Below are 20,940 nucleotides of genomic sequence, written 5' to 3'. Positions count from 1 at the left end.
GCAGCAACTTGACTACTCTGTCTCTCGCTGACTGCTACTTACCCCAAAGCTGCCGGTGAGGGTTCACAGCCGCACTCCGTTGAGCGACCGGTATTTGACTTAAACCGACACTTCGACTTGCTGACATGCCCGGCAGCAACCGCGGCAAAGCAGTCCTATTTCAGGTGAGTCTGAACGGCTGTAATGGGGGGGCGTGACGGTGCCGCTTTGGAGGGGATGGGGAGGCTTCCCCATGTTCGAGCTTTGTCGTGCGACGTGCCCAACGCTTAGGGCAGAGCATTACCAGCACGCCTGTCAGTGATACTGTCTTGGCGGTTGATTAGTCATTGTCGCTCCTCTGCCGTGGTGATAGAGCAAGAGGTTGCCGCGTCGCTTGTTTCACGAAAGGCAAAGCTCATGTTGCGCGCCCTGAAAGACAAGCCCGCCGCAGGCGCTCTGATTCATATTTTGGGCGTCAACTAACTGTCAACGATACAGTGATGTATTGCGTAGATAGAGCGGTCTTATTGTTTTTAAGTTATTGTTTTTGCAGGATAAAGAGAGGCAATGCGCAGTCATTGCACTGACTCATAATCCTTTGGTCGACAGTTCAAGTCTGTCACGCCCTACCAGTTGGATAAGGAAAGCCTGCTATGCATTGCATAGCAGGCTTTTTGCTTTCTTGGCAATGAGGCGGGCATGTATGTCTATAGATATGCCTTAGAGGCTTGAGCAAAAGCAGGTCTCATTAGTCGCCGTGTCTTCACTTCTCAGCTTTTGGCAGAATCTGCCGCTGGCGTTTTGTGAAGACGATGGGTGCTGTTGAACATGAGGAAGTTATTTTGGGCCGCAGTGTCGGTGATGGTGGGGGGATTGCTTCCAGCTTGTGCAAGCTTGCCTGAGGAGCATCTGTATACGCGGCGTGTAGAGGGTGCGTTCCTGGCTGCAGATAATCATTTGTATCTTCTTTCCCTTGGTAAAACGCTGCGTTTTGACGGTGCCCCTTTTCGGCGTTATCGCGCTTTGGTGGAAAGTCCGCTGAAGCAGGCGGTGGCTTGCAGCCGTATGTATTTGCGCGAAGATATGCGCATCGATGCCGATAAGCTGAAGGTGTACGGCAGCTATGCCATGCTGCTGCATGCCGATCAAGTGAGGCCAGAGCAGGCGGAGCAGTTTGGATTGGTGCTGCTGCAGGTCAGTGCGAAAGATGCTGCCAAAGCTGCGAGTGCGGGACAAGGGCTGAGCGCGAAGCCATTGCGCCAGCGTTATGAATTGGCTGCAGATCCAGCCTGTGACCTGCCAGCTACTGGTGGGCGCTATTACAGCGCACTGTTTGAGAGTGTAGGGCAGTGGGTGCAATTGCCAGATTACGAGAAGCTTTTGGACAAGAGTCGGCTACCGCAGCCCATTCAGGCCCGCGCAGAGTTGGTACGGCCCCCTCGCGCTCCCTCTGGATCTGGTGTTGTGGGTACTGCGTTAGGCGTAGCAGCGCTGCCCATTACGCTGCCTGTCTTTGTGCTTTCCATCCCGTTCCTCGGCTCTGAGCACTGGAAGTAAATTGCAAGCAACCTTGCTTGCATGTTCGTAGCACATGGTTCACCTTTTGCTCTTAATTTGCGCGGCCTAGGTGAATCTGCCGACAGGCCAAGTTGTAGAAAATCCTGTCTGTACGAGCCATAAAAAAGCCCACGGCATGCGCCATGGGCTCCAGAGGAAAAAGGCGATGACGCTTAATCCTTGATGGCAACTTCGCCGCGCAGGGTGTAGGTCATGGCTTCGGTGATTTTGACATCCACCAACTGACCAATCAGACGTTCATTGCCTGGAAAGTTCACCACGCGGTTGCATTCGGTGCGGCCCATGAGTTCACCGTTGTCGCGTTTGCTGAGCCCTTCGACCAGCAGCTTTTGTACTGTGCCGACGCGCTCCAGGCTGATGTCCTTGATGTTCTGGTTGATCACCGCTTGCAGTTCTTGCAAGCGGCGCAACTTGACGTCGTGAGGCGTGTCGTCGTGCAGATTGGCGGCGGGGGTACCGGGGCGGGGGCTGAAGATGAAGCTGAAGGAGTTGTCAAAGCGCACGTCGTGAATCAGCTTCATCATCTTCTGAAAGTCTTCCTCGGTCTCGCCAGGAAAGCCAACGATGAAGTCCGAACTCATGGCCATATCCGGGCGAATGGCGCGCAGCTTGCGAATGGTGCTCTTGTATTCCATGGCTGTATAGCCGCGCTTCATGGCCATCAGAATTTTGTCCGAGCCGTGCTGCACAGGCAGGTGCAGGTGCGACACAAGCTTGGGGATCTTGGCATAGGCCTCGATCAAGCGCGGGGTGAACTCATTGGGGTGGCTGGTGGTGTAGCGGATGCGCTCAATGCCCGGAATCTCGGCCACATATTCCAGCAGCAAGGCAAAGTCGCAGATCTCGGCGGTTTCCCCCATCTTGCCTTGGTAGGCATTCACGTTCTGGCCCAACAGCGTCACTTCCTTGACGCCTTGGTCTGCCAAGCCCGCCACTTCCACCAGCACGTCTTCGAAGGGACGACTGACTTCTTCACCACGGGTGTATGGCACCACACAGTAGCTGCAATACTTGGAGCAACCTTCCATGATAGATACAAAGGCCGAGGCACCTTCGACACGTGCAGGGGGCAGGTGATCGAACTTTTCAATTTCAGGGAAAGAGATGTCCACCTGTGGCTTGGCCTTGGCTGCGCGGGCGTTCAGCAGTTCGGGCAGTCGATGCAGGGTCTGAGGGCCAAACACCACATCCACAAATGGGGCACGTTTGATGATTTCGTCGCCTTCTTGGCTGGCCACGCAGCCACCAACGCCAATCAGCACACCTTTTTCTTTGAGGTGTTTGACGCGGCCCAGGTCCGAGAACACTTTCTCTTGCGCTTTTTCACGCACGGAGCAGGTGTTGAAGAGAATCAGGTCAGCCTCTTCCATGTCCTGCGTGGGTTCGTAGCCTTGGGCTGCGCCCAGCACGTCGGCCATCTTGTCCGAGTCGTACTCGTTCATCTGGCAGCCGAAGGTTTTGATAAATACTTTTTTGCTCATCGTGGATGCAGCGCAGCTGTTGGAGCACGGCTGCGCATTCAAGTTGAACGACCGCAAGCTAAATCGGCGGTCGTGATGGGGGTAAATTTTGCGTTCTGCAACGCAGTTGCGAATGGCTAGTGCTTAGCGCTTTTTGAGGTGACTTGCCATTTCCTCGGGTGTGAGGATCCATGCAGTCAGCAGCCATTTGGTATTGGCTTCGATGACGTAGGCCACACCGAGGTCTTTGTTTTTGACCGTATCGGCAAAAATCAGCTTGTTGTCTGGGCTGAACAGGCGAAATCCGGGAGCGGTGCGGATGGCTTGCTTGTTGATTTGTGCGTGCGGAATTTGATCCACGCGCAAGATGCCTATTTCTGCATTGCTGGGGAAGGTGCGATTTCCAGCTTTGGCCGCAGACGTGCCGACTCGGCCCTCGGGGAGGGTGATGGCGGGCAAGGTTTGCGCCGTTTGCGCGGCAGCGGGAAGGGCGATGCCCAATAAAGGGGCGGCAATCAAAGATGCAAGCAAGCAGCGATTCATGGTGTTCATCCAGGGGCTGACAGACGCTGCATTCTACGAAAGTGTGGGAGGTGTAGCGTGTGGCTCAAGTTACGGCGGTATCAGTCCAGCGTTAAGCCGCTGCCCGCCGCATACAGTGTGGCTTTAGGCGCCCGGCACAGACCCCAAAAGCGCAGGCCGGTGAGTTCTGCCATTTGCACGCCCATGGCTGTAGGCGCAGAAATGGTTGCCAGAGCGCCAATGCCCAGCCTGGCACATTTGCGCACCAGCTCATGGCTGCCTCGGCTGGAGAGCACCACAAAGCCGGGTTGCCCCAGGCGGCTGGTGCGTGCCAGTCGGCCCAGCAGTTTGTCCAGTGCGTTATGCCGACCTACGTCTTCGATCACATCATGCACCTGGCCGTCCAGAGTGGCCCAGCCTGCTGCGTGGATGGCGCCAGCTTGGGCGTTGAGTGTTTGCAGCGCAGGCAGATGCGATATGGCGGTCAGCACTGTTGGAAGGTTGACTTTGGCAACCCAGTCGCGCGCAGGCAAGGCCTGGAAGGACAGATCCAGGGCTGCAAAGCTTTCCACCCCGCAAACGCCGCAGCCGGTGCGTCCGCTCATGCTGCGGCGATGGTCTTTGAGGCGCACAAAGCAGCGCGAGGAAATTTCCAACTGGACTTCCATGCCATCCATGCCGGCAGGCAGGCCCGCGGCACTGGCCGCCACAGAGCGTACTTCCACGCCATAGCAGTCGCTGGCGCTGTCAATAATGCCCTCGCTCAAGGCAAAGCCTATGGCAAAGTCTTCCAAATCCAGCGGCGTGCCCATCATCACAGCATGAGAAATACCATTGAAGACCAGTGCAATCGGCACTTCATTGGCTAGCACACGTCTTTCTTCCATCACCCCGTGTTCGAGGTGGTGAAAGCGCACTGCACGTGTTGTCAGAGCAGGTACGTCAGGGATGTCAATGGAGCAGACGCTGGCTTCAGTCATAACTGCGCATGATAGGCCTGTGGCTTTGGGCATGCTGAAACAAGTTGGATAAAGACGGTGTATGGCCTTGTTGCCAGTGGTGCACTTCAGTTGATGGCAGGTCTTGGGCACCGGGCTTAATCGAGCAGGGCTACACTTTTGATCTGTGCAATCACGGACAGGCCTTGCTGCAGGCCCAGCTCGCGCACAGAGCGGGCCGAAACGCGTGCCAGCAATGTCGTGGCGCCGCTTTGCAGTGTGAGCATGGCGTGGCCAGGGATGTCTTCACATATCGCGGTAATGGTTGAGGGCACGCGGTTCAAGATGCTGCTGCCTGAAGAGGCTTGCAGCGCAATGCTGACATCACGCGCCATGACACGCAGGCGTACCGCATCACCAATCTGGCGATCCGCAGAGCCGGTGATGAACAGCGTGCCGCCGGAAAAAGTGACGGTACTCAGATGGTCTTGCTTGTCAAAGGCGGTGATGTGACCTTGCACCAGGCTGGCAGCTTCGTTCGCAGGTGCCATGGGATGATCGCGCTGGGTCATGATCTGGGCGGTCTCTCCTTGGCCCGCCACACGGCCCGCTTGCAGCAGCACCACATGGTGGGCCAGTCGTGCGACCTCGTCCTGTGCATGGCTGACATAGAGCACCGGAATCTCCAGACTGCGCTGCAGACGCTCCAGATACGGCAGTACCTCGGCTTTGCGCTGAGCGTCTAGGGCCGACAGCGGCTCATCCATCAGCAGCAGTTGTGGGCTGGTGGCCAAGGCGCGCGCAATGGCCACACGTTGGCGCTCTCCACCGGAAAGCGTATGTACGCTGCGCTCCATCAGCTGGCTCAGGCCCAGCAATTCCACCGCCTGCTCCAGAAGCACCTTGCGGCGCTGGACGGGGGTGCGCCTGAGGCCATATTCCACATTGGCACGCACACCCAAATGAGGAAACAGACTGGCTTCCTGAAATACATAACCCAGAGCGCGCTGGTACGTGGGTATCCACTGTTTTCGGGCATCGTCTTGCCAGATCTGACCGTTCACCACCACGCTGCCCAGGGCGCGATCCAGACCGGCGATGGCGCGCAAACAGGTGGTTTTGCCGCAGCCAGAAGGACCAAACAGTGCGGTAATGCCGCGGCCTGAAAGTTGCAGGCCCACATCCAGCGTGAAGTCGGTACGCTGCAGTTTGAGTTGGACCTGCATCATGCGCGTGGCTCCTTGGGTTGCAGCCAGTGCAAGAGCATGAGCACGATAAAACTGAACACCACCATACCGCCTGCCAGCCAGTGTGCGTTGGCGTATTCCATGGCTTCCACATGGTCGTAAATTTGTACCGATACCACGCGCGTGACACCCGGGATGTTGCCGCCAATCATCAGCACGACACCAAACTCTCCCACGGTATGGGCGAAGCTGAGTATTGCAGCCGTGACAAAGCCGGGGCGTGCCATGGGTAGCACGACGCTGAAGAAGGTATCCATCTTGCTGGCCCCCAGGGTGGCAGCGACTTCCAGCGGGCGGCGCCCCAGCCCTTCAAATGCGCGTTGCAGAGGCTGCACGGCAAAAGGAAGTGAATAAATCAGGGAGCCAACAACCAGTCCGGGAAAGGTGAAGGGCAAGCGGCCCAGGCCCAGCCACTGCGTAAATTGACCGATAGGGCCATTTGGCCCCATGGTGACCAGCAAATAAAAGCCGATCACCGTGGGCGGGAGCACCAAGGGTAGGGCAACCACTGCGCCAACCGGTCCCTTCCAGCGGGACGATGTATGTGCCAGCCACCATGCCAAAGGCGTGCACAGCACCAGCAGCAGCACGGTGCTGACCGTGGCCAGCTCTAGCGTGAGGGCAATGGCTGCCCAGTCTTCGGAAGAAAGAATGCCCAAGGTGTTAACGACAGTAAAAAAGCGCTTGTGGCGCGAATAAGACCAGCGCTTCAAATCAGTTGGGTTGAAGTGCTGGGGCGGCTCGAGAGAGAGCTTTTTAGAGCGCGTATCCGTAAGAGGTGATGATGGCGCGTGCCTTCTTGCCCTTCAAGTAGTCCATCAGCGCTTGCGCAGCGACATTGTCCTTGGCACTGTTCAGCATGATGGCGTCCTGGCGGATGGGTTCGTGCATCTGCGAAGGAACCACCCAGGCCGAACCTGATCTGATTTTGCCGTCTTCCATGATTTGCGATAAGGCCACAAAGCCTAGCTGTGCATTGCCGGTGGCAGCAAACTGATAGGTTTGCCCGATATTCTCGCCCTGCACAAATTTGGGCTTGACCTGCTCCAGAAGGCCTAGCTTGGTCAGAGTCTGCTCTGCGGCCAAACCGTAAGGTGCAAGTCTGGGGTTGGCGATAGCGATGTGCCGAAAGTCATTTCTGCGCAACACATCACCTTTTTCATCCACATAGCCGTCTTTCTGGCTCCATAGCACCAGCTTTCCAATCGCGTAGGTGAAGCGGGTTGCTGCAACACCTTGGCCTTCGTTGGCAATCTTGACTGGAGTGGATTCGTCGGCGGCCAGCAGTACGCCAAACGGAGCGCCATTGTTGATCTGCGCGTAGAACTTGCCGGTGGCCCCAAACGACAGCTCGGCTTTGTGGCCGGTGTCTTTGGCGAACTCTGCAGCAATCTTTTGCATGGGGGCAGTGAAGTTGGAAGCAACAGCCACGGAGATCGTCTCTCCGTGGGCGATGCTCGCAAAAAACGCCGATGCCAGCAAGCCGACGCGCAAAACGAGTGATGTAAACATAGTCGCTATTCCTTTTTTGAATAGCGAAAGTATAACCATGACCAATAAACCCGTGTCGTGTTTGGCGGCATCATTGGGGGATGGCCAAATCTCATCATGAATTAGTGGCGTCCTCGCAGGCAGGCGATATTCCTGCTCCAACGGCCTTGCTGCAGGCTTTGGGGCACCCGTTGTCAGACCGGCGCTTGCAGGTCTTGCGTGCTTTGGAAACCTGTGGCTCCATTTCGCAGGCTGCAAGAGAGGTTGGAGTGAGTTACAAAGCCGCGTGGCAAGCCATTGATACCTTGAGCAACCTGGCTGGCGTGCCTGTGGTTGCGAAGTCGGTAGGCGGTGCAGGGGGGGGCGGAGCCAGATTGACGCAAGCTGGGCAAGACCTGCTGCGCGCTGCACAAGCCATGGCCCAAGCGCGGGGTGCCGTGATGCAGCAACTGCAAACAGCAGTGCCTGTGCAACGACTGGGAATTCAAACCAGTATGCGCAACCAATGGCCGTGTGTGGTGCAAAAAGTGGAGCTTGCCGGGCCGCTGGCGTTGGTCCACGTGCAAAGCACACACGGCGATTTGTTTGTGACAGCACGTATCACGGCTGAAAGTGCTCAGCTTCTGGGCTTGCAAGCAGGTATGTCGGTACTTGCAATGTGCAAGGCTACGGCGGTGGAGGTCAGCGATGCTGCAGCAATGCAGGCAACAACCAGCAATACATGGCAGGGAAAGGCCACGCACGTGACCCAAGGCGAAATAGGTGATGAAATTTCCTTGCAGATGGCCCCTGGTGTCCAATGGGTGGGTTTTTCGCCTGCAGGCAGTGGGCTGCGTGCTGGGCGCAATGTCTATGTACATATGCCGGCTTCTGCCGTGGTGTTGGCGTTGGAAAGCTAAGGCTGGTGATATGGATCGGAGGGTACAGGTATTCCGCATGGCCTGTTCAGGTGCGCTAGGTACAAAGACTTGGGCTCTTGCAGGGAGGAATCAGTGCCTTAATGCAGTGGCATTCGGCGGCTTTTTGTCACAATAGGCCCTTTGATGGCGTAGCGAATGTCTGTTTGCCGTAGACAGACTTGAAAGAGCAGCAGTGAGTATTTTTGATCGGTTGATTTCGACATTGACAGGTGGTGAGCAGACAACGGCCCCTGCCAAAACGCCAAGCTCTCGGGCAGAGGGGAAAGGCAAGCGCCAGCGCTTTATGGGGCGTGAGGGCGGGGTGTCGACATCCACGCCCGCTGTAGTTGAAAAGGGGCTGGAAGGCCCTGCCATGATTTGGTTGCATGTACAGCCAGCAACGCAGCGTCTGTTGCTCGTGCCAGATTTGGGTGCAGATGCTGGGCAAGAGCTCACAGCCAGAATGCAGGCAGACTTGCGTCGCGCGGGTATCTGCGAACAAGTGGCCTACCACGCAGGTTATGACCAGTATTGGAAGATGCCGACACAGGACGCAATTTTGCGTACCCCCTCACTGTATGAAATTCCGACACTGCCCCTTAACCGACTGAAAGTGGAAACTCGTTTGGTGAAACAGGGCGAAGCACGTGGCTGCTGGATGCATGTGCGCATCCGTGATGCTCAAGAGCTTGAGGCTGCCGAAGATACAGAGGTTTGAGTGGTATCGATTGGTACTCGAATTAAAAGCGTCTTGTTGAATGCGCTTTCTTCAATTAGCGCAAACTCCCGGTGATGGGCAGCCCGTCCAGCAAAGCCCAGTGTGTGCGTTGTACAAAGCTGGCGTAGTCCATGGGGCGTGTGATTTGTACATCGCTGCGATTGGGCAATATATAAGCCCAGGCACGTTGTCCTGCCTCGTCATACACCAGCTTGAACAGGTGGCTAGGAATCCACACGGCATTACGTCCCAGGGTCTTGGTATTGCCCTCATGCAAGGTGCCAGAGAAAACAAACACATTACCTGCAGCACGTAAGGCGTATTTGCGGGTGTCGGATTCCAGCTTAGACCACAGTTTGCGGTTGTGTGTGGGATCTTGCGGCACCATGTTGCTCAGTGCAAATGACTGGAGCATGGCTTGGGCTGTAGGTTGGTTGGCTGCAGCAGCCAGGTGGCCACGGTCAAAACCACTACCTTGATAGTCAGCCAAGTCTGCGCGCCATTTTTCGGGCACACGAGTGTCGGCATAGAACTGGTCAGTTCGCTCCAAGCCTGCTGCGCTTTGCAGACGTACACGATTGAGCTTTTCCACTACCACCATGGGCGTTTTGGTCAATCCTGAATACAGCACGGCAAATGCATCTGAACACAGTGCCAGGGGAGTCCATTGGGCGCTCACAGCACTCACCTGCAAAGCGCGTTGCTGTGGGAACTGGTCGCTGCACGCTCCAAAAGCGTTGCTCGATGACGGTGTGCTGGACGATGGCGCGACCGGTGTCGGGTGGGGCGCTGGTGTGTGCGAAATCCAGCCGGTTGCTTGCTCGATCAGTGCATCCACTGCATCGCCAGTAAAAGCTGCACTGATGCGGCGAACTGTGTTGCGGAAATCCTCCAGCCACTGTCTGGATGACTCGCTGAGCATCTGCTCAGGCGGCTGCAAAAGTAAGTTGAGCGGGTTGATAGGCTGGCTCAGAATGGCATTGCCAAAAATTGCTCCCCATACAAAGCAAGCCATGCGACTGGTAAGCCTTTGGCGCAATTGGCGCATCCAAGTCACAGGTGGGGAGGTTTTTTTCTTACGCGTAGCCATAGAACGTACTGCCTACCGTTATCTGCTATTGAGCTGATAGCGTGAAGCGAGCGTATTCTAATGGCCTCAACTATTTCTGATGTTAAAAACTGTATAAAAATACAGTCATTCCGATGGGTGCTAAAAAAAATGGAAATTCTTCGTAATGAGCTAAAACGTCGTTCAAACATGCATATAATCATGGCTTCGGCGGCTGTAGCTCAGCTGGATAGAGTACTTGGCTACGAACCAAGGGGTCGTGGGTTCGATTCCTGCCAGCCGCACCAAAACGACAAGCCTCAGAACTTTTCAGTTCTGAGGCTTTTTCGTTTTCACAATCCGAATTGTTTGCTGCGCAACGGCTTTGCTTTTGCTTTTGCTTTTGCTTAAGCGTTGATTTGCGCTTGGGGGATTAGAAGCTTGAAGCTGGCACCTTCACCGACTTGGCTCTGGACCTCTACCCGGCCGCCATGCTGCTGCGCTACCGTATGCACGTAGGCCAGGCCCAGCCCAATGCCTTGGATGCTGCTGGCTACATGCTGCGCCTGACGGGTGAAAGGCGCAAACAGACGCTCTTGCTCCTTGTCACTGATGCCCTCCCCTTCATCGCGTACCGTAATGCACCACTGCTTCCCCTGCAACGTCAGGCTGCAATAGACAGTCCCTTCCACAGGGCCGTATTTGATGGCGTTACTGATCAGATTGACGCAAGCGCGCCGCAGCATGCTGGCATCACCCAGCACCCATGCTTCTTCTTCTTGAGGCATCCAGTCCAGCTCCACAAAACGCTCGCGCGCCGAAGCCCAGGTGTCATCCAGTGCCTGGTCGATAACCGCTCCCAACTCCACAGGCACACGTTGGGCCGAAGTGTTCTGCGCACGCGCCAGATGCACAAAGTCATCGGCCAGCGCCAGTCCATTGCGGGCATACCGCTGGATGCGTTCAATCAACAGCGGGGAGATCGCTTCGCTGCTGTTCGAGCCAAAGTGCTGTTCCATTTCGATCACAGTGAGAATGGCGCCGATGGGGGCTCGAATGTCGTGGGAGATGAAGTGCATGGCCTGATCACGCTGTGCCATGGCCTGGCGCAGGTCACTGATGTCCACCAAGCTCACCAGCCAGCCTGTTTCCCCTGCAACGGTGAATGGCTCGCACAGCATGAGCAGGCTATTTTTATTGATATCAATGCCCTCGCGATGCACGGCTTGCGTGAGCGATGGCGGGTTGCTGCTGTCCCACAAGGGCTGTAGGGTGCCTCGCTCCATGGTGCCTTCCAGCAGATCAGCCAAGGCTTGGTGTTCTTTAAGGTTTCGGCCCAAGCTTTGCGCATAGCGGTGTGCCGCACTGTTGGCCAGCAAAATCTGTCCTTTGCTGTTGCAAGCAAGAGTAGGCGATGGAAGTTGCAGCAAGGTCTCTGTCACAAACTGGTGCAACTGGCGCAACTGCTGCGATGCCTGTTCCACCGCCGCAATGCGGTGTTGCAAGAAATCACCTTTTATGCGTGGTGTTGGGCTGCTGGAGCTCAAACCTTGAATCCGCAAGCCTTGCATTTCCTGGTTCAAAAAGCGTGCGGCTGCGTTCAAGCGCCGCCAGCTCCACAGTGGATAGGCCGATGCCAATGCAAGCAAGGCCGCCGCGGAACTGAAGGTGGTATTCCAAAGCGCGGGAGCCAGCACTTGTATGAGGATGGTGAGTACTGCCAGGCCTATGCAGGTCAGTAGCGCTGCCGAGGGGCCCAGGATGGACAATGCTGCAAGCCCAAGTGCAACAGGTACCAGGTTGTATAAGCGATTTGCCCACGGGCTTGCACCGGATGCATGCTGGTGCTGCAGTGCTCCGCTCAGAATATGACCCACGAGTTCTGTGCTGTGGGTTACTCCCTGGTTTTTGCCGCTCGGGGTAGCCAAGGTATCTCCTAGCCCGGTGGCAGCGGTGCCGATCACCACATGCTTGTTGCGAAAGGAAGATGCAGGAATGCGCCCCTGCAACACATCCAAATAGGAATACATGGCAAAAGGCGGATTGCCTTGAGCAAAGGAAATGTGTGTTAGCCCATGGCGTTCCCATTGGCCGGTGGGAATTGCAGTTTTCCCTGCGTTAGAGCTGCTGCATTCAGGGCGCTGAGCCTGGCTGATGCACAGCATGGACAGCCCAAGGTGCAACCAAGGCTGGGAAGCGATACCTTCAAGGGCATAAAAACTGCGAACACCTCCGTCCTCATCGAGGGGAAGATGTACATGACCCAGTCGGGCTGCCGCTTCTGTAAAGATGGGTAGCGGCAAAGTAATGGTCTGATCACTGAAACCGCGCACAACAGGAAGTACGACACGCCCGCTGCGCGCAATACTTTGTGCAAGCGCGAGATCGTCCTCGGGGTAGTCTAGATCTGCTTCGGATAAGAGAAAGTCCAAACCAATGGATTGCGGATGTCCGGCACTTATCTGTTGAATAACATGGGCGTGCAAGGCTCGCCGCCAGGGCCAGCGACCAATGCTGGCCAGACTGTACTCATCGGCAAGAACCAGCACTACATCAGGAGACGCCTGGTGTTTTTGCAGGCGCAGCGAAACATCTTGCAACCAAAGATTGGCACGCTGCAAATGCTGTGGGCCGGAGAGCCAAAACACCAGAGCCAGCAAGCCCAATGACATCAGCAGCCATTCCAGTGAAAGAGAGCGTTTCATGGAAAGACTGTTTCCACACAAAGCAGTCGAGAGGCTTGCGCATGGGGCTGAGGTTTGGTGTGCAAGCAGTGTGCCTTGCCGCAGGGCTCCAATGCCAGGTGTCGAGGGCTGAACATGGCATCAGCGGTGTTCAACGCCCAGGCCAGTGGATGTGCTTATGGGATTGCCAAATCCGTCTTGCACCAATTCAAGCACCTGCACACTACGCGCAGGTGAAAATGCACTGCTCAAGCCCGAGGGGGCTTGTACCTGAATGCGGATGAACCAGGTGCCCGCTGGTAGTCCAGTTGCGGTCCAGCGGGGCTCTGCCAACATGGTATCGAGTGCGGGCTCAGTGCTGTCAGCACTGGGGAAAGCTTGCAAGCGAAAGCGCTGTCCAGCTTCACCTTGCCAGTGAATGACGGATCGACCCATCAGTGTTTGCACTTGCAAGTCGTCCGGGCTCAGCGCCGAGGGTTTGGGCGCAATGCGAAAAATATGGGCGGCTCCAAATGGTCCTTGGTCTGGCTGGTTATCCGGCATGCGCACACTGGCAGCTCGCCATGCATAGGTACCTGCAGGCAATGTGCTTAAGTCCAGGTGGCATTGTTCCGAACTGCTGTGTTGCAAGAAAGGGTGCGCAAAATCGGAGGGCGCAGCGGGGCTGTCCAAGCGCTCCAGCGCAATCACTTGGTGGCGGTAATTGTGCACACCGGCTACAGGGGTGCATTGCAGTTGCGCTTCGCCTTGAGCAAGCACACCGGAAGGGGCTGGGCTCTGAGGTAGTGGAGGGACAGGGTGAGCTTTCACTCGCAAAGGAACGGTAGCCGGCATGCCACTGATCCCTTGTGTGTCCACTGCGCGGACATGCAAGAAATAATCACCATCTTCAATGGCTGCAAATCGAGCAGTGTTGCCTGCAAACTGACCATTGCGCAGCACTTGCTTGCCCAGTGCATCTTTGCTGACAAAGGCGCGCCAGCCCTGGGCCTCTTTCCAGGCTGGCATTGTCAGGGTGAGCCATTGTGCATCTTCATTCAAAGAGGGTAGTTCTCTTGCTGGGGGGGCAGGGAGCAAATCTGTGATTGCTAGAACCTGGCCGTTCGCATTCACCCTGACACCGGTCTGAGGACTCAGCAGTGCTGCAGGGCGAGAGCCTTCCGTATCAAGCAGCGATTGCAGTGCAACACGGCCTTTGAGTACGGCAGTGGTGGAGCTGCCGTCTTTTGCGAGTTGGACATCAAACTCCGTGCCGCGGACGCTGGTGGCGGCCACAGGGGTCAATACGTCCAGGCGCCGATATGCATCGGGCTTGCCTGGTACTTTCACTTCGATACCACCTTGCTCAACTTCGAGCACAGACTGCAAGCTGCCTGCACGGCCTCGTCGGCGTAGTTGGCTGAGCTGAACTTGCGAGGCCGCTTGAACACGCACAGTGCTGCCATCAGCAAGCTTGACAGCTACAAAGGCATCTGGATCGAGCTTGAGTCGATCACCTTCCTGCAAAGGCATGCCACGTGTAGCAGCGGTTGAAGCACCGCTGCGCTGAATATGAGCGGTGCCTTGCACGTAGTCCACAGATGCAGTGGCAGCACGCATGAGCTGCAAAGGGATTTCCAGCAGGGAACCTGGTTTGAGCCGGTAGGGGCTGCTCACACCGTTGTGACTTTGCAGTGCCGGCCATAGCGAACCGTCTCCCAAGTAACGGCGGGACAATTGCTCCAAGGTGTCGCCCGCAAGAACCTGGTGCGTGATGGTCCTCTCGCTCGTGAGCTTGTTCTGGGCTGAAGCCGAAACAACCGTTACCAATCCCGCCAGCAGAATCAGGCGTTTGTGGGGCAAAAAAGCTGCTGCTGTGTGTGGCATAGGGCGGTTGATGTTCAGGGAAGATTAGCTGCTGTGCTCATCCATGCGATAACCCAAGCCATATACGGCGGCAATCGAATAGGTATTGCCAGGGCGCAGTTGCAGCACTTGGCGCAAACGCGAAACGTGCGTGTCGAGGGAACGTGACAGCACTTCCGAGTTTTGGCCCCAGACGGCTTCGCGCAAGTGATCACGCGACATCAGGCGACCTGCATTCTGAAATAGCAAAATAGCCAATGCGAATTCACGGTAGGTCAGCACGACCTCTTTGCTGCCAAAAGTCACGGTCAACGCAGAGCGCTTGAAGGTGTAAGGTCCGAAGCTCTGCACATCGTCAGTGCATTGCGGGTAAGCTCGACGCAGCAGCGCTTGCATGCGGGCCTTGAGCTCAGGCACGCGCAGGGGCTTGGTCATGAAATCATCGGCCCCACACTGCAGACCTTGCACAATGTCACTTTCCTCGCTGCGGTGTGTGACGAACAAAATAGGCAGAGAAGGCGCTAAATGCTCACGGGCCCAGCGTATAACTTCTGGGCCATTGGTGTCGGGCAGCTCCCAGTCCACAATCAGCATATCGAAAGTTTCACGACGCAAATCTTGTAGACAGCTTTGGCCGTTTTCATGCAGACGGCAGGTGTGGCCAAGTTCAGTGGCCACACGCTCCATCATTTCGAGCTGCAAGCGGTCATCATCCAGAACGGCAATGCGCATTCAGATGGCTCCTTCTCTATCGTTGGGGCTGGTTGCTTATGTATATACGTATCTTAGGCTTTGACTGCCTCTTGCAAGGAATCCAGTGCTTGTGTCACATCAGCTTCAGAGATACCGTCTGCAAATTGCAACACCTCAGCCAATGTGCTCAGTGCTGCAGAGCCTTGTTGTTGGAGCTGAGCAATGCTTTGGCCAGCCAGTTTGGGTTGATCAAATCCTGTGCTTTGCAGCAGCAACCGGCCATCGGCCGCCAAGAATTTGAAATAGAACTTGCCATCAGACTCCCGGTACTGCTTGAAGCTGGGCAAGGCCACCTTGGTGGCCGGCTTGGCCTTCTTGGTGCCACCATCCTGGCTGGCGAGACTGCGTAAACCCACTGCAGCGCGCAGTTTTGCGATGAATGGGCGAGCCAGCGCCCGGGCGCGTTCAGCACCAATTTGCAAGGCCGCTTCAACCTTTTCAGGGTGGGCCATCAAATCTTCATAGCGCTCACGCTTGGGGGCCAGCTCGGCATCAACGCATTCAAACAGCATTTGTTTGGCTTCACTCCATGCAATACCGTTGGCAAAAGCCTGGCGCATGGCTTCGGTCTGAGCTTCTGTGGCAAAGGCTTGGTAGAGCTGGAACAGCGCGGAGCCTTCTGTGTCCTTGGGCTCTCCTGGTGCGCGAGAGTCGGTAACAATGCTCCCAATCAGTTTCTTGAGCTGTTCGCGCGAAGCAAACAGTGGGATGGTGTTGTCGTAGCTTTTGCTCATCTTGCGACCATCCAGGCCTGGCAAGGTGGCAACGCTTTCCTCAATAACCACTTCGGGCAAAGTGAAGTGCTCGCCATACAAGTGGTTGAAGCTGGACGCCATGTCGCGCGCCATTTCAATGTGCTGAATCTGGTCGCGGCCAACAGGGACCTTGTGTGCGTTGAACATCAGAATGTCTGCAGCCATCAGCACCGGGTACATGAACAAGCCTGCAGTAACGCCATCATCCAGGTCTTTGCCTGCCTCTGCGTTTTTGTCTTGAGAGGCCTTGTAGGCGTGGGCACGGTTGAGTACGCCTTTGCCCGTGACACAGGTCAGAAACCAGTTGAGCTCGGGAATCTCGGGCACATCAGACTGGCGGTAGAAAACGACTTTTTCTGGATCGAGGCCGCAAGCGAGCCAACTGGCAGCAATCTCTAAAGTGGAACGGTTTACGCGCGCAGGATCCTGGCATTTGATCAGGGCGTGATAGTCGGCCAAAAAGTAAAAGCTCTCCATGCCAGGTGTCTGGCTGGCAGCAATAGCAGGGCGGATAGCACCCGCGTAATTGCCCAGGTGCGGGGTGCCGGAAGGCGTGATGCCTGTAAGAAAGCGGGTAGTAGTCATATTTCTCAAATCAATTCTGAAATGCAGGAAACAGCTTCGGTGCATGCCTGCAGATATTTTTGTTTTTAGCGCAGCGCACTCAGCAGGGGCTGGATGATGAAATCAATGACGCTGTAACCAATATTCATTAAAGGAAGCAGCCAGATGCTACTCACAATGCCCAAAAGCACCAGCGCCAAGACGATGAAGAATCCGTAAGGTTCGATGCGCGAGAACGTGATGGCAGCACGTGTGGGAAGCAGTCCAGCCACAATGCGGCCACCATCGAGCGGTGGAAGCGGAAACAGGTTGAAGGCCCACATAACGAGGTTCACCAGGATGCCGGCGCGCGCCATTTCCAGAAAGAAGCGCTCACCAGTATCAACGATCATCAAAAGTAACAAGGCGATGGCCCAGGCAATAGCTTGCAAAAAGTTGGAGGCCGGGCCTGCCAAAGCCACCCAGATCATGTCGCGTTTGGGGTGGCGCAGATTGGCAAAATTCACGGGAACAGGCTTGGCGTAACCAAACAAGAAAGCGCCTGAAGTCGAAAAATACAGCAGCAACGGCATCAGGATAGTGCCGATAGGGTCAATGTGCTTGATGGGGTTGAGGGTGATGCGTCCCAGCATGGATGCTGTGTGATCACCAAAGTGGCGGGCCGCATAGCCGTGGGCAGCCTCATGCACCGTGATGGCAAACAACACGGGCAAGGCATAGATCAGGACGGTTTGAATTAATTCGTTCACCGTGCAATTGTCGCAAACATCACTGAGACTGTCCTGAAACCCGCTTTGGGATTACAGACCCACTGCTTGCAAGCTGCCAGCGCCCTCGCGTAGCACCTTGGGTTCGCTGCCATTTGCCATAGGAGTGAGGTCAATCACGGTGGTGGGCTGCAGAGGGCAGGCACCCGCGTCGACCACAGCATCGAGATCGTGCTCAAAACGTTCGCGAATCGCTTGCGGATCGTTCATCGGATCTTCCTCTCCGGGGGCGATCAAGGTAGTGGCCAGCAGCGGTGCACCGAGCAGTTCCAGCAACATTTGCGTGCCTTTGCGGTCTGGAACGCGCAAGCCAATGGTTTTGCGAGAGGGGTGGCTGACGCGGCGTGGAACTTCCTTGGTGGCATCCAGGATAAAAGTGTAGGGACCAGGCGTGCCAAGCTTCATCAGGCGGAACTGTTTGTTGTCGACCACGGCGTAGTTCGCCAGTTCAGACAAATCACGGCATAGCAAGGTGAGATGGTGTTTGTCGTTGACCTGACGAATGCGGCGCAGGCGATCCACGGCATTTTTATCGTCCAGCTGGCAGACCAAGGCGTAGCTGGAGTCAGTGGGAATGGCCAATACGCCGCCTTTTTGCAAGAGGGCAGCTGCCTGTTTCAGCAATCGTGGCTGCGGATTGTCGGGGTGGATCTCAAAGTATTGGGCCATGGAGCTTGTCCTTGTTTATTTTTTATCTGGGCTGCATTGTGCGCGCTTGCTCAGCTTATGCGCTAACGGCTTTTTGAATGCGTGCTTGCAGCAGTTCCCACACGCCCGTGGTGCCTGGTGGGTCAGCGGGCAAGCCTCCGATGTCAATGTGGGACTCTTGTGGGCTGTGAAAGTCACTACCGCGGGAGATGGTCAATCCCATTTCCTTGGCCAAATCTGCGTAATGGGAATACTCATGGGGCTTATGACTACCGGTCACAGCTTCGATAGCTTGTCCTCCATACGACTTGAAGCTGCTGAAAAAAGCGAATTCCTCAGTTGGACTAAATCCGTAACGTGCGGGATGGGCAATCACAGCAACACCCCTGGCGCCGGTAATCCATCGCACAGCATCTTCGAGAGTTGCCCAGCGCTGGGGGGTGTAGCCAGGTTTGCCTTCCACCAGGTAGTTTTTGAAGACTTCATGGGTGTCTTTGCAAATGCCTGCTTCCACCAGATAACGAGCAAAGTGGGTGCGTGAAATCAACGCAGGATTGCCCACAAACTTCAAGGCACCTTCATAAGCATCGGGAATGCCAACGGCGGCCAGCTGGCGCCCCATTTCCTGCGCGCGCGGGCCACGATTGTTGCGCAAGTCCTGCAAGCCCTGTCGCAGTTGCGTGTTGTCGGTATCAAAACCCAGGCCGACGATATGTACGGTGGTATTGGCAAAACTGGCGGAGATTTCAACGCCTGTCAAAAAGTCCAGATTTTGCGCAAAGGCCGCATCCCGAGCTTCTGGCAAGCCTGCAATTTCATCGTGATCGGTCAAGGCCCACAGAGTGACTCCGTTGCGCTTGGAACGCTGCGCCAAGGCTGTGGGAGAGAGTGTGCCGTCAGAGAACGTGGAGTGGCAATGCAGATCAGCGTGAAAAGAAATTGGCATAGAAATCAAAGAAATGATAGTTTTTTCAAAGCGGCTGCATTCGACACAAAGCATCAAAGTGGTGCACTTGATTTTCAACGGTGTTTGAGTTCATGCAAGGCGGTGTAGTCATGCTCCTCACATTTGCTTACACTTGCCAATTCCTCGGAGAATGCGTGAACGATGCGGTAGGCGATCGCTCGTGAGGTAAGTCTATGAAAGGTGGAGGGAGGAGGGATGCAATTGAAAAATGTGTCGGTTACTAAAAAAATTTGGGGGCTGCTTCTCAGCGTACTTTCACTGGTGCTGCTTACTAATTTTTTGATGAGCAACTATGTCAGCCAGCTGGAGGAGACGGAGCGTCTTCAAATGCGGGACTATGAAAACCGCATTCGATTGGCTTTGGAGTGGCGTGGAGTCACAGATTCTGCTGTGGCTCATGTGGTGCTGGGCACCATGTCGTCCGAAGATGAAGTGAACCTTTATGCGCAGAGCAAAATCAAAGAAGGTATTGCTCAGGCTACGGCATTGCAGGAGCAGCTGGAGCGACTGCTTGCAAGTCCAGAGGGACACCAACAGCTGAAAAAAATTGCACAAGCGCGGTCCAAGGTGCTTGAGCTGATAGCCAAAACTCATCAAACCCGAGAGTCGGGGGACTGGTCTCAAGCGCGTGCCATGCTGGATGGACAGGTGTTGCCTGCAGTCACGGTTTACAACCAGGCACAAACTGAGATGGTGAGCTTGCAGGAGCGCCTGCGGGAAAGCCTGCACGCTGAAGGCCAGAAAGCACGCGATACGGCCTTGCTGCTGGGCAGGCTGGTGCTTGCAGCGGTAGTGATGGTCGGTCTGCTGCTGACCATGCTGATGGTGCGGCAGATCACCAATCCTCTGGATAAAGCGGTGAAGCTGGCAGAAAGCATTGCCGCAGGAGACCTGACCGTGGAAATCAGCGATGACCGCCGTGATGAGCTTGGTGCTTTGCTGCGCAGCTTGAATGCCATGACTGCGCGCTTGCGTGCAGTAGTGTCGGAGGTTCGCCATGGAGTGGAATCCGTGTCTTCAGCGGCAAGTCAGATCGCAGGAGGTAACCAGGATCTGTCGGGGCGTACCGAACAAACAGCGGCCAACCTAGAAGAGACTGCGGCCAGCATTGAAGAGCTGACTGCCACTGTGTCACAGGCAGCTGATACTGCACGTCAGGCAAATCAGCTGTCGAATACGGCAGTACAGGCGGCAGAGCGTGGAGGTGCTGTGGTTGAACAGGTGGTCAGCAGCATGCAGCAGATCACGAGCAGTAGCCACAAGATTGCCGACATCATCGGCGTGATTGATGGCATCGCCTTTCAGACCAATATTCTTGCGCTGAATGCGGGCGTCGAAGCTGCGCGGGCAGGTGAGCAAGGCCGGGGATTTGCCGTGGTGGCGGGCGAGGTACGATCATTGGCGCAACGCAGTGCAGAGGCAGCCAAGGAAATCAAGGCATTGATTTCGGACAGCGTCAGCAATGTGGATGCCGGTTCTGCGCAAGTGGCTCAAGCTGGTGAGAGCATGCAAGAGATTGTCTACAGCGTGCGTCGTGTAACGGATTTGATCGGAGAGCTCAGTGCTGCAGCCAGCGAACAACATGATGGTTTTGCCCAAGTCAATCAGGCGGTCAGCAATCTCGATCAGATGACGCAGCAAAACGCGGCTTTGGTGGAGCAGTCCAGCGCAGCGGCTGTGGCCATGAATGAGCAGGCGAAACGGTTGTCGGAGGTGGTGTCGATCTTCAACGTGGGCGGCGTTGGGTCGCCGCTTCCTGCAAGCAAATCTGTGATTGCGCGTAGTGTGAGCAAGTCGCTGCCTGCCAGGTCCCCCAAAATGCAGCTCGCAAAAGAGGCTGGCGTGCCTGCCAGCAAGATGGCTATACCCAAGCTGGCACCTGCGTCTAAGCCTGCGCCAGCGAGCACTGACGACGATTGGGAAAGCTTTTAGCAGCCAAAAGCTCTGATGCTCTGCTCAAAAGGCCTGCATTGCAGGCCTTTTTTAATGATGAATGCAAGTTGAAGAGTATGGCTTATCTGAAGCAGATGTCTCTTTGCTGTTGATAGATCGCAGCGGGGGTGTTTGGTGCAGATGG

General features: G+C 55.8%; 18 protein-coding genes and 1 tRNA gene. 5 read left to right on the top strand and 14 right to left on the bottom strand.

Annotated elements, in window-relative coordinates:
* Window positions 1-807 precede the first annotated feature (807 nt).
* On the top strand, window positions 808-1,536 hold the full coding sequence (locus QEP11_RS02660) for a hypothetical protein (protein ID WP_284335027.1): 729 nt from the start codon (window positions 808-810) through the stop codon (window positions 1,534-1,536).
* A 173-nt stretch (window positions 1,537-1,709) separates the two neighbouring features.
* Here the strand turns inward: QEP11_RS02660 and miaB are convergent, their stop codons facing one another.
* The 6 genes from miaB to modA form a co-directional block, all read right to left on the bottom strand.
* Window positions 1,710-3,038: a tRNA (N6-isopentenyl adenosine(37)-C2)-methylthiotransferase MiaB gene (gene miaB / locus QEP11_RS02655; protein ID WP_284335026.1), complete on the bottom strand. Its 1,329-nt coding sequence runs from the start codon at window positions 3,036-3,038 to the stop codon at window positions 1,710-1,712.
* A gap of 123 nt (window positions 3,039-3,161) precedes the next feature.
* Window positions 3,162-3,560 (bottom strand): hypothetical protein, encoded by a 399-nt coding sequence (locus QEP11_RS02650; RefSeq protein ID WP_284335025.1) that lies wholly within the window; start codon window positions 3,558-3,560, stop codon window positions 3,162-3,164.
* A gap of 80 nt (window positions 3,561-3,640) precedes the next feature.
* Complete coding sequence (fdhD, locus tag QEP11_RS02645; protein ID WP_284335024.1) at window positions 3,641-4,519, bottom strand: formate dehydrogenase accessory sulfurtransferase FdhD; 879 nt, start codon at window positions 4,517-4,519, stop codon at window positions 3,641-3,643.
* A gap of 116 nt (window positions 4,520-4,635) precedes the next feature.
* A complete protein-coding gene (modC, locus tag QEP11_RS02640; protein ID WP_284335023.1) occupies window positions 4,636-5,706 on the bottom strand; it encodes a molybdenum ABC transporter ATP-binding protein in 1,071 nt (356 codons plus the stop codon).
* Window positions 5,703-6,377 carry a molybdate ABC transporter permease subunit gene (gene modB / locus QEP11_RS02635; RefSeq protein ID WP_284335202.1) on the bottom strand — a complete coding sequence of 225 codons (675 nt, stop codon included), beginning with the start codon at window positions 6,375-6,377 and terminating at the stop codon, window positions 5,703-5,705. The genes modC and modB overlap by 4 nt, the downstream gene beginning before the upstream one ends.
* Window positions 6,378-6,480: 103 nt before the next feature.
* Entirely contained in the window at window positions 6,481-7,236 is a 756-nt protein-coding gene (gene modA / locus QEP11_RS02630) for a molybdate ABC transporter substrate-binding protein (RefSeq protein WP_284335022.1), read from the bottom strand.
* 80 nt (window positions 7,237-7,316) lie between these two features.
* Here modA and QEP11_RS02625 point away from each other — a divergent pair, with 80 nt between their 5' ends.
* Window positions 7,317-8,114: a TOBE domain-containing protein gene (locus QEP11_RS02625; protein WP_284335021.1), complete on the top strand. Its 798-nt coding sequence runs from the start codon at window positions 7,317-7,319 to the stop codon at window positions 8,112-8,114.
* Between the two features lie 193 nt (window positions 8,115-8,307).
* Window positions 8,308-8,832 carry a hypothetical protein gene (locus QEP11_RS02620; RefSeq protein WP_284335020.1) on the top strand — a complete coding sequence of 175 codons (525 nt, stop codon included), beginning with the start codon at window positions 8,308-8,310 and terminating at the stop codon, window positions 8,830-8,832.
* 55 nt (window positions 8,833-8,887) lie between these two features.
* On the opposite strand, the gene QEP11_RS02615 is transcribed toward QEP11_RS02620, so the two are convergent.
* Complete coding sequence (locus tag QEP11_RS02615; protein WP_284335019.1) at window positions 8,888-9,922, bottom strand: DNA/RNA non-specific endonuclease; 1,035 nt, start codon at window positions 9,920-9,922, stop codon at window positions 8,888-8,890.
* Window positions 9,923-10,111: 189 nt separating this feature from the next.
* Here QEP11_RS02615 and QEP11_RS02610 point away from each other — a divergent pair.
* Window positions 10,112-10,188: transfer RNA gene (locus QEP11_RS02610), tRNA-Arg, on the top strand.
* A 99-nt stretch (window positions 10,189-10,287) separates the two neighbouring features.
* Here the strand turns inward: QEP11_RS02610 and QEP11_RS02605 are convergent.
* From QEP11_RS02605 to QEP11_RS02575, 7 genes are all read right to left on the bottom strand, one after another.
* Window positions 10,288-12,585 carry a CHASE2 domain-containing protein gene (locus QEP11_RS02605; protein WP_284335018.1) on the bottom strand — a complete coding sequence of 766 codons (2,298 nt, stop codon included), beginning with the start codon at window positions 12,583-12,585 and terminating at the stop codon, window positions 10,288-10,290.
* A gap of 120 nt (window positions 12,586-12,705) precedes the next feature.
* The gene (locus tag QEP11_RS02600; RefSeq protein ID WP_284335017.1) at window positions 12,706-14,406 is read right to left on the bottom strand and encodes a FecR family protein; all 1,701 of its coding nucleotides are present in this window, start codon (window positions 14,404-14,406) and stop codon (window positions 12,706-12,708) included.
* A 48-nt stretch (window positions 14,407-14,454) separates the two neighbouring features.
* Window positions 14,455-15,141 carry a response regulator transcription factor gene (locus QEP11_RS02595; protein ID WP_284335016.1) on the bottom strand — a complete coding sequence of 229 codons (687 nt, stop codon included), beginning with the start codon at window positions 15,139-15,141 and terminating at the stop codon, window positions 14,455-14,457.
* Between the two features lie 53 nt (window positions 15,142-15,194).
* Window positions 15,195-16,502 carry a tryptophan--tRNA ligase gene (locus QEP11_RS02590; protein ID WP_284335015.1) on the bottom strand — a complete coding sequence of 436 codons (1,308 nt, stop codon included), beginning with the start codon at window positions 16,500-16,502 and terminating at the stop codon, window positions 15,195-15,197.
* Window positions 16,503-16,567: 65 nt separating this feature from the next.
* Window positions 16,568-17,230, bottom strand: a complete 663-nt coding sequence (locus QEP11_RS02585) for a site-2 protease family protein (RefSeq protein WP_284335014.1) — start codon at window positions 17,228-17,230, stop codon at window positions 16,568-16,570.
* 51 nt (window positions 17,231-17,281) lie between these two features.
* On the bottom strand, window positions 17,282-17,917 hold the full coding sequence (locus QEP11_RS02580; RefSeq protein ID WP_284335013.1) for an L-threonylcarbamoyladenylate synthase: 636 nt from the start codon (window positions 17,915-17,917) through the stop codon (window positions 17,282-17,284).
* A gap of 55 nt (window positions 17,918-17,972) precedes the next feature.
* The gene (locus QEP11_RS02575; protein ID WP_284335012.1) at window positions 17,973-18,842 is read right to left on the bottom strand and encodes a PHP domain-containing protein; all 870 of its coding nucleotides are present in this window, start codon (window positions 18,840-18,842) and stop codon (window positions 17,973-17,975) included.
* A gap of 216 nt (window positions 18,843-19,058) precedes the next feature.
* Between QEP11_RS02575 and QEP11_RS02570 the strand changes: the two genes are divergently transcribed.
* On the top strand, window positions 19,059-20,795 hold the full coding sequence (locus tag QEP11_RS02570) for a methyl-accepting chemotaxis protein (RefSeq protein WP_284335011.1): 1,737 nt from the start codon (window positions 19,059-19,061) through the stop codon (window positions 20,793-20,795).
* Window positions 20,796-20,940: the final 145 nt, after the last annotated feature.

Source organism: Comamonas halotolerans, from assembly GCF_030162935.1.
Classification (GTDB): Bacteria; Pseudomonadota; Gammaproteobacteria; order Burkholderiales; family Burkholderiaceae_C; genus Comamonas; species Comamonas halotolerans.
This window is presented reverse-complemented; position numbering and strand designations above follow the sequence as displayed.

Bases quoted from the DNA above. Each gene is read 5' to 3' on its own strand.
- QEP11_RS02660 (WP_284335027.1), top strand. From the start codon at position 808: ATGAGGAAGTTATTTTGGGCCGCAGTGTCGGTGATGGTGGGGGGATTG.
- miaB (WP_284335026.1), bottom strand. From the start codon at position 3,038: ATGAGCAAAAAAGTATTTATCAAAACCTTCGGCTGCCAGATGAACGAG.
- QEP11_RS02650 (WP_284335025.1), bottom strand. From the start codon at position 3,560: ATGAATCGCTGCTTGCTTGCATCTTTGATTGCCGCCCCTTTATTGGGC.
- fdhD (WP_284335024.1), bottom strand. From the start codon at position 4,519: ATGACTGAAGCCAGCGTCTGCTCCATTGACATCCCTGACGTACCTGCT.
- modC (WP_284335023.1), bottom strand. From the start codon at position 5,706: ATGATGCAGGTCCAACTCAAACTGCAGCGTACCGACTTCACGCTGGAT.
- modA (WP_284335022.1), bottom strand. From the start codon at position 7,236: ATGTTTACATCACTCGTTTTGCGCGTCGGCTTGCTGGCATCGGCGTTT.
- QEP11_RS02625 (WP_284335021.1), top strand. From the start codon at position 7,317: ATGGCCAAATCTCATCATGAATTAGTGGCGTCCTCGCAGGCAGGCGAT.
- QEP11_RS02615 (WP_284335019.1), bottom strand. From the start codon at position 9,922: ATGGCTACGCGTAAGAAAAAAACCTCCCCACCTGTGACTTGGATGCGC.
- QEP11_RS02605 (WP_284335018.1), bottom strand. From the start codon at position 12,585: ATGAAACGCTCTCTTTCACTGGAATGGCTGCTGATGTCATTGGGCTTG.
- QEP11_RS02595 (WP_284335016.1), bottom strand. From the start codon at position 15,141: ATGCGCATTGCCGTTCTGGATGATGACCGCTTGCAGCTCGAAATGATG.
- QEP11_RS02590 (WP_284335015.1), bottom strand. From the start codon at position 16,502: ATGACTACTACCCGCTTTCTTACAGGCATCACGCCTTCCGGCACCCCG.
- QEP11_RS02580 (WP_284335013.1), bottom strand. From the start codon at position 17,917: ATGGCCCAATACTTTGAGATCCACCCCGACAATCCGCAGCCACGATTG.
- QEP11_RS02575 (WP_284335012.1), bottom strand. From the start codon at position 18,842: ATGCCAATTTCTTTTCACGCTGATCTGCATTGCCACTCCACGTTCTCT.
- QEP11_RS02570 (WP_284335011.1), top strand. From the start codon at position 19,059: ATGCAATTGAAAAATGTGTCGGTTACTAAAAAAATTTGGGGGCTGCTT.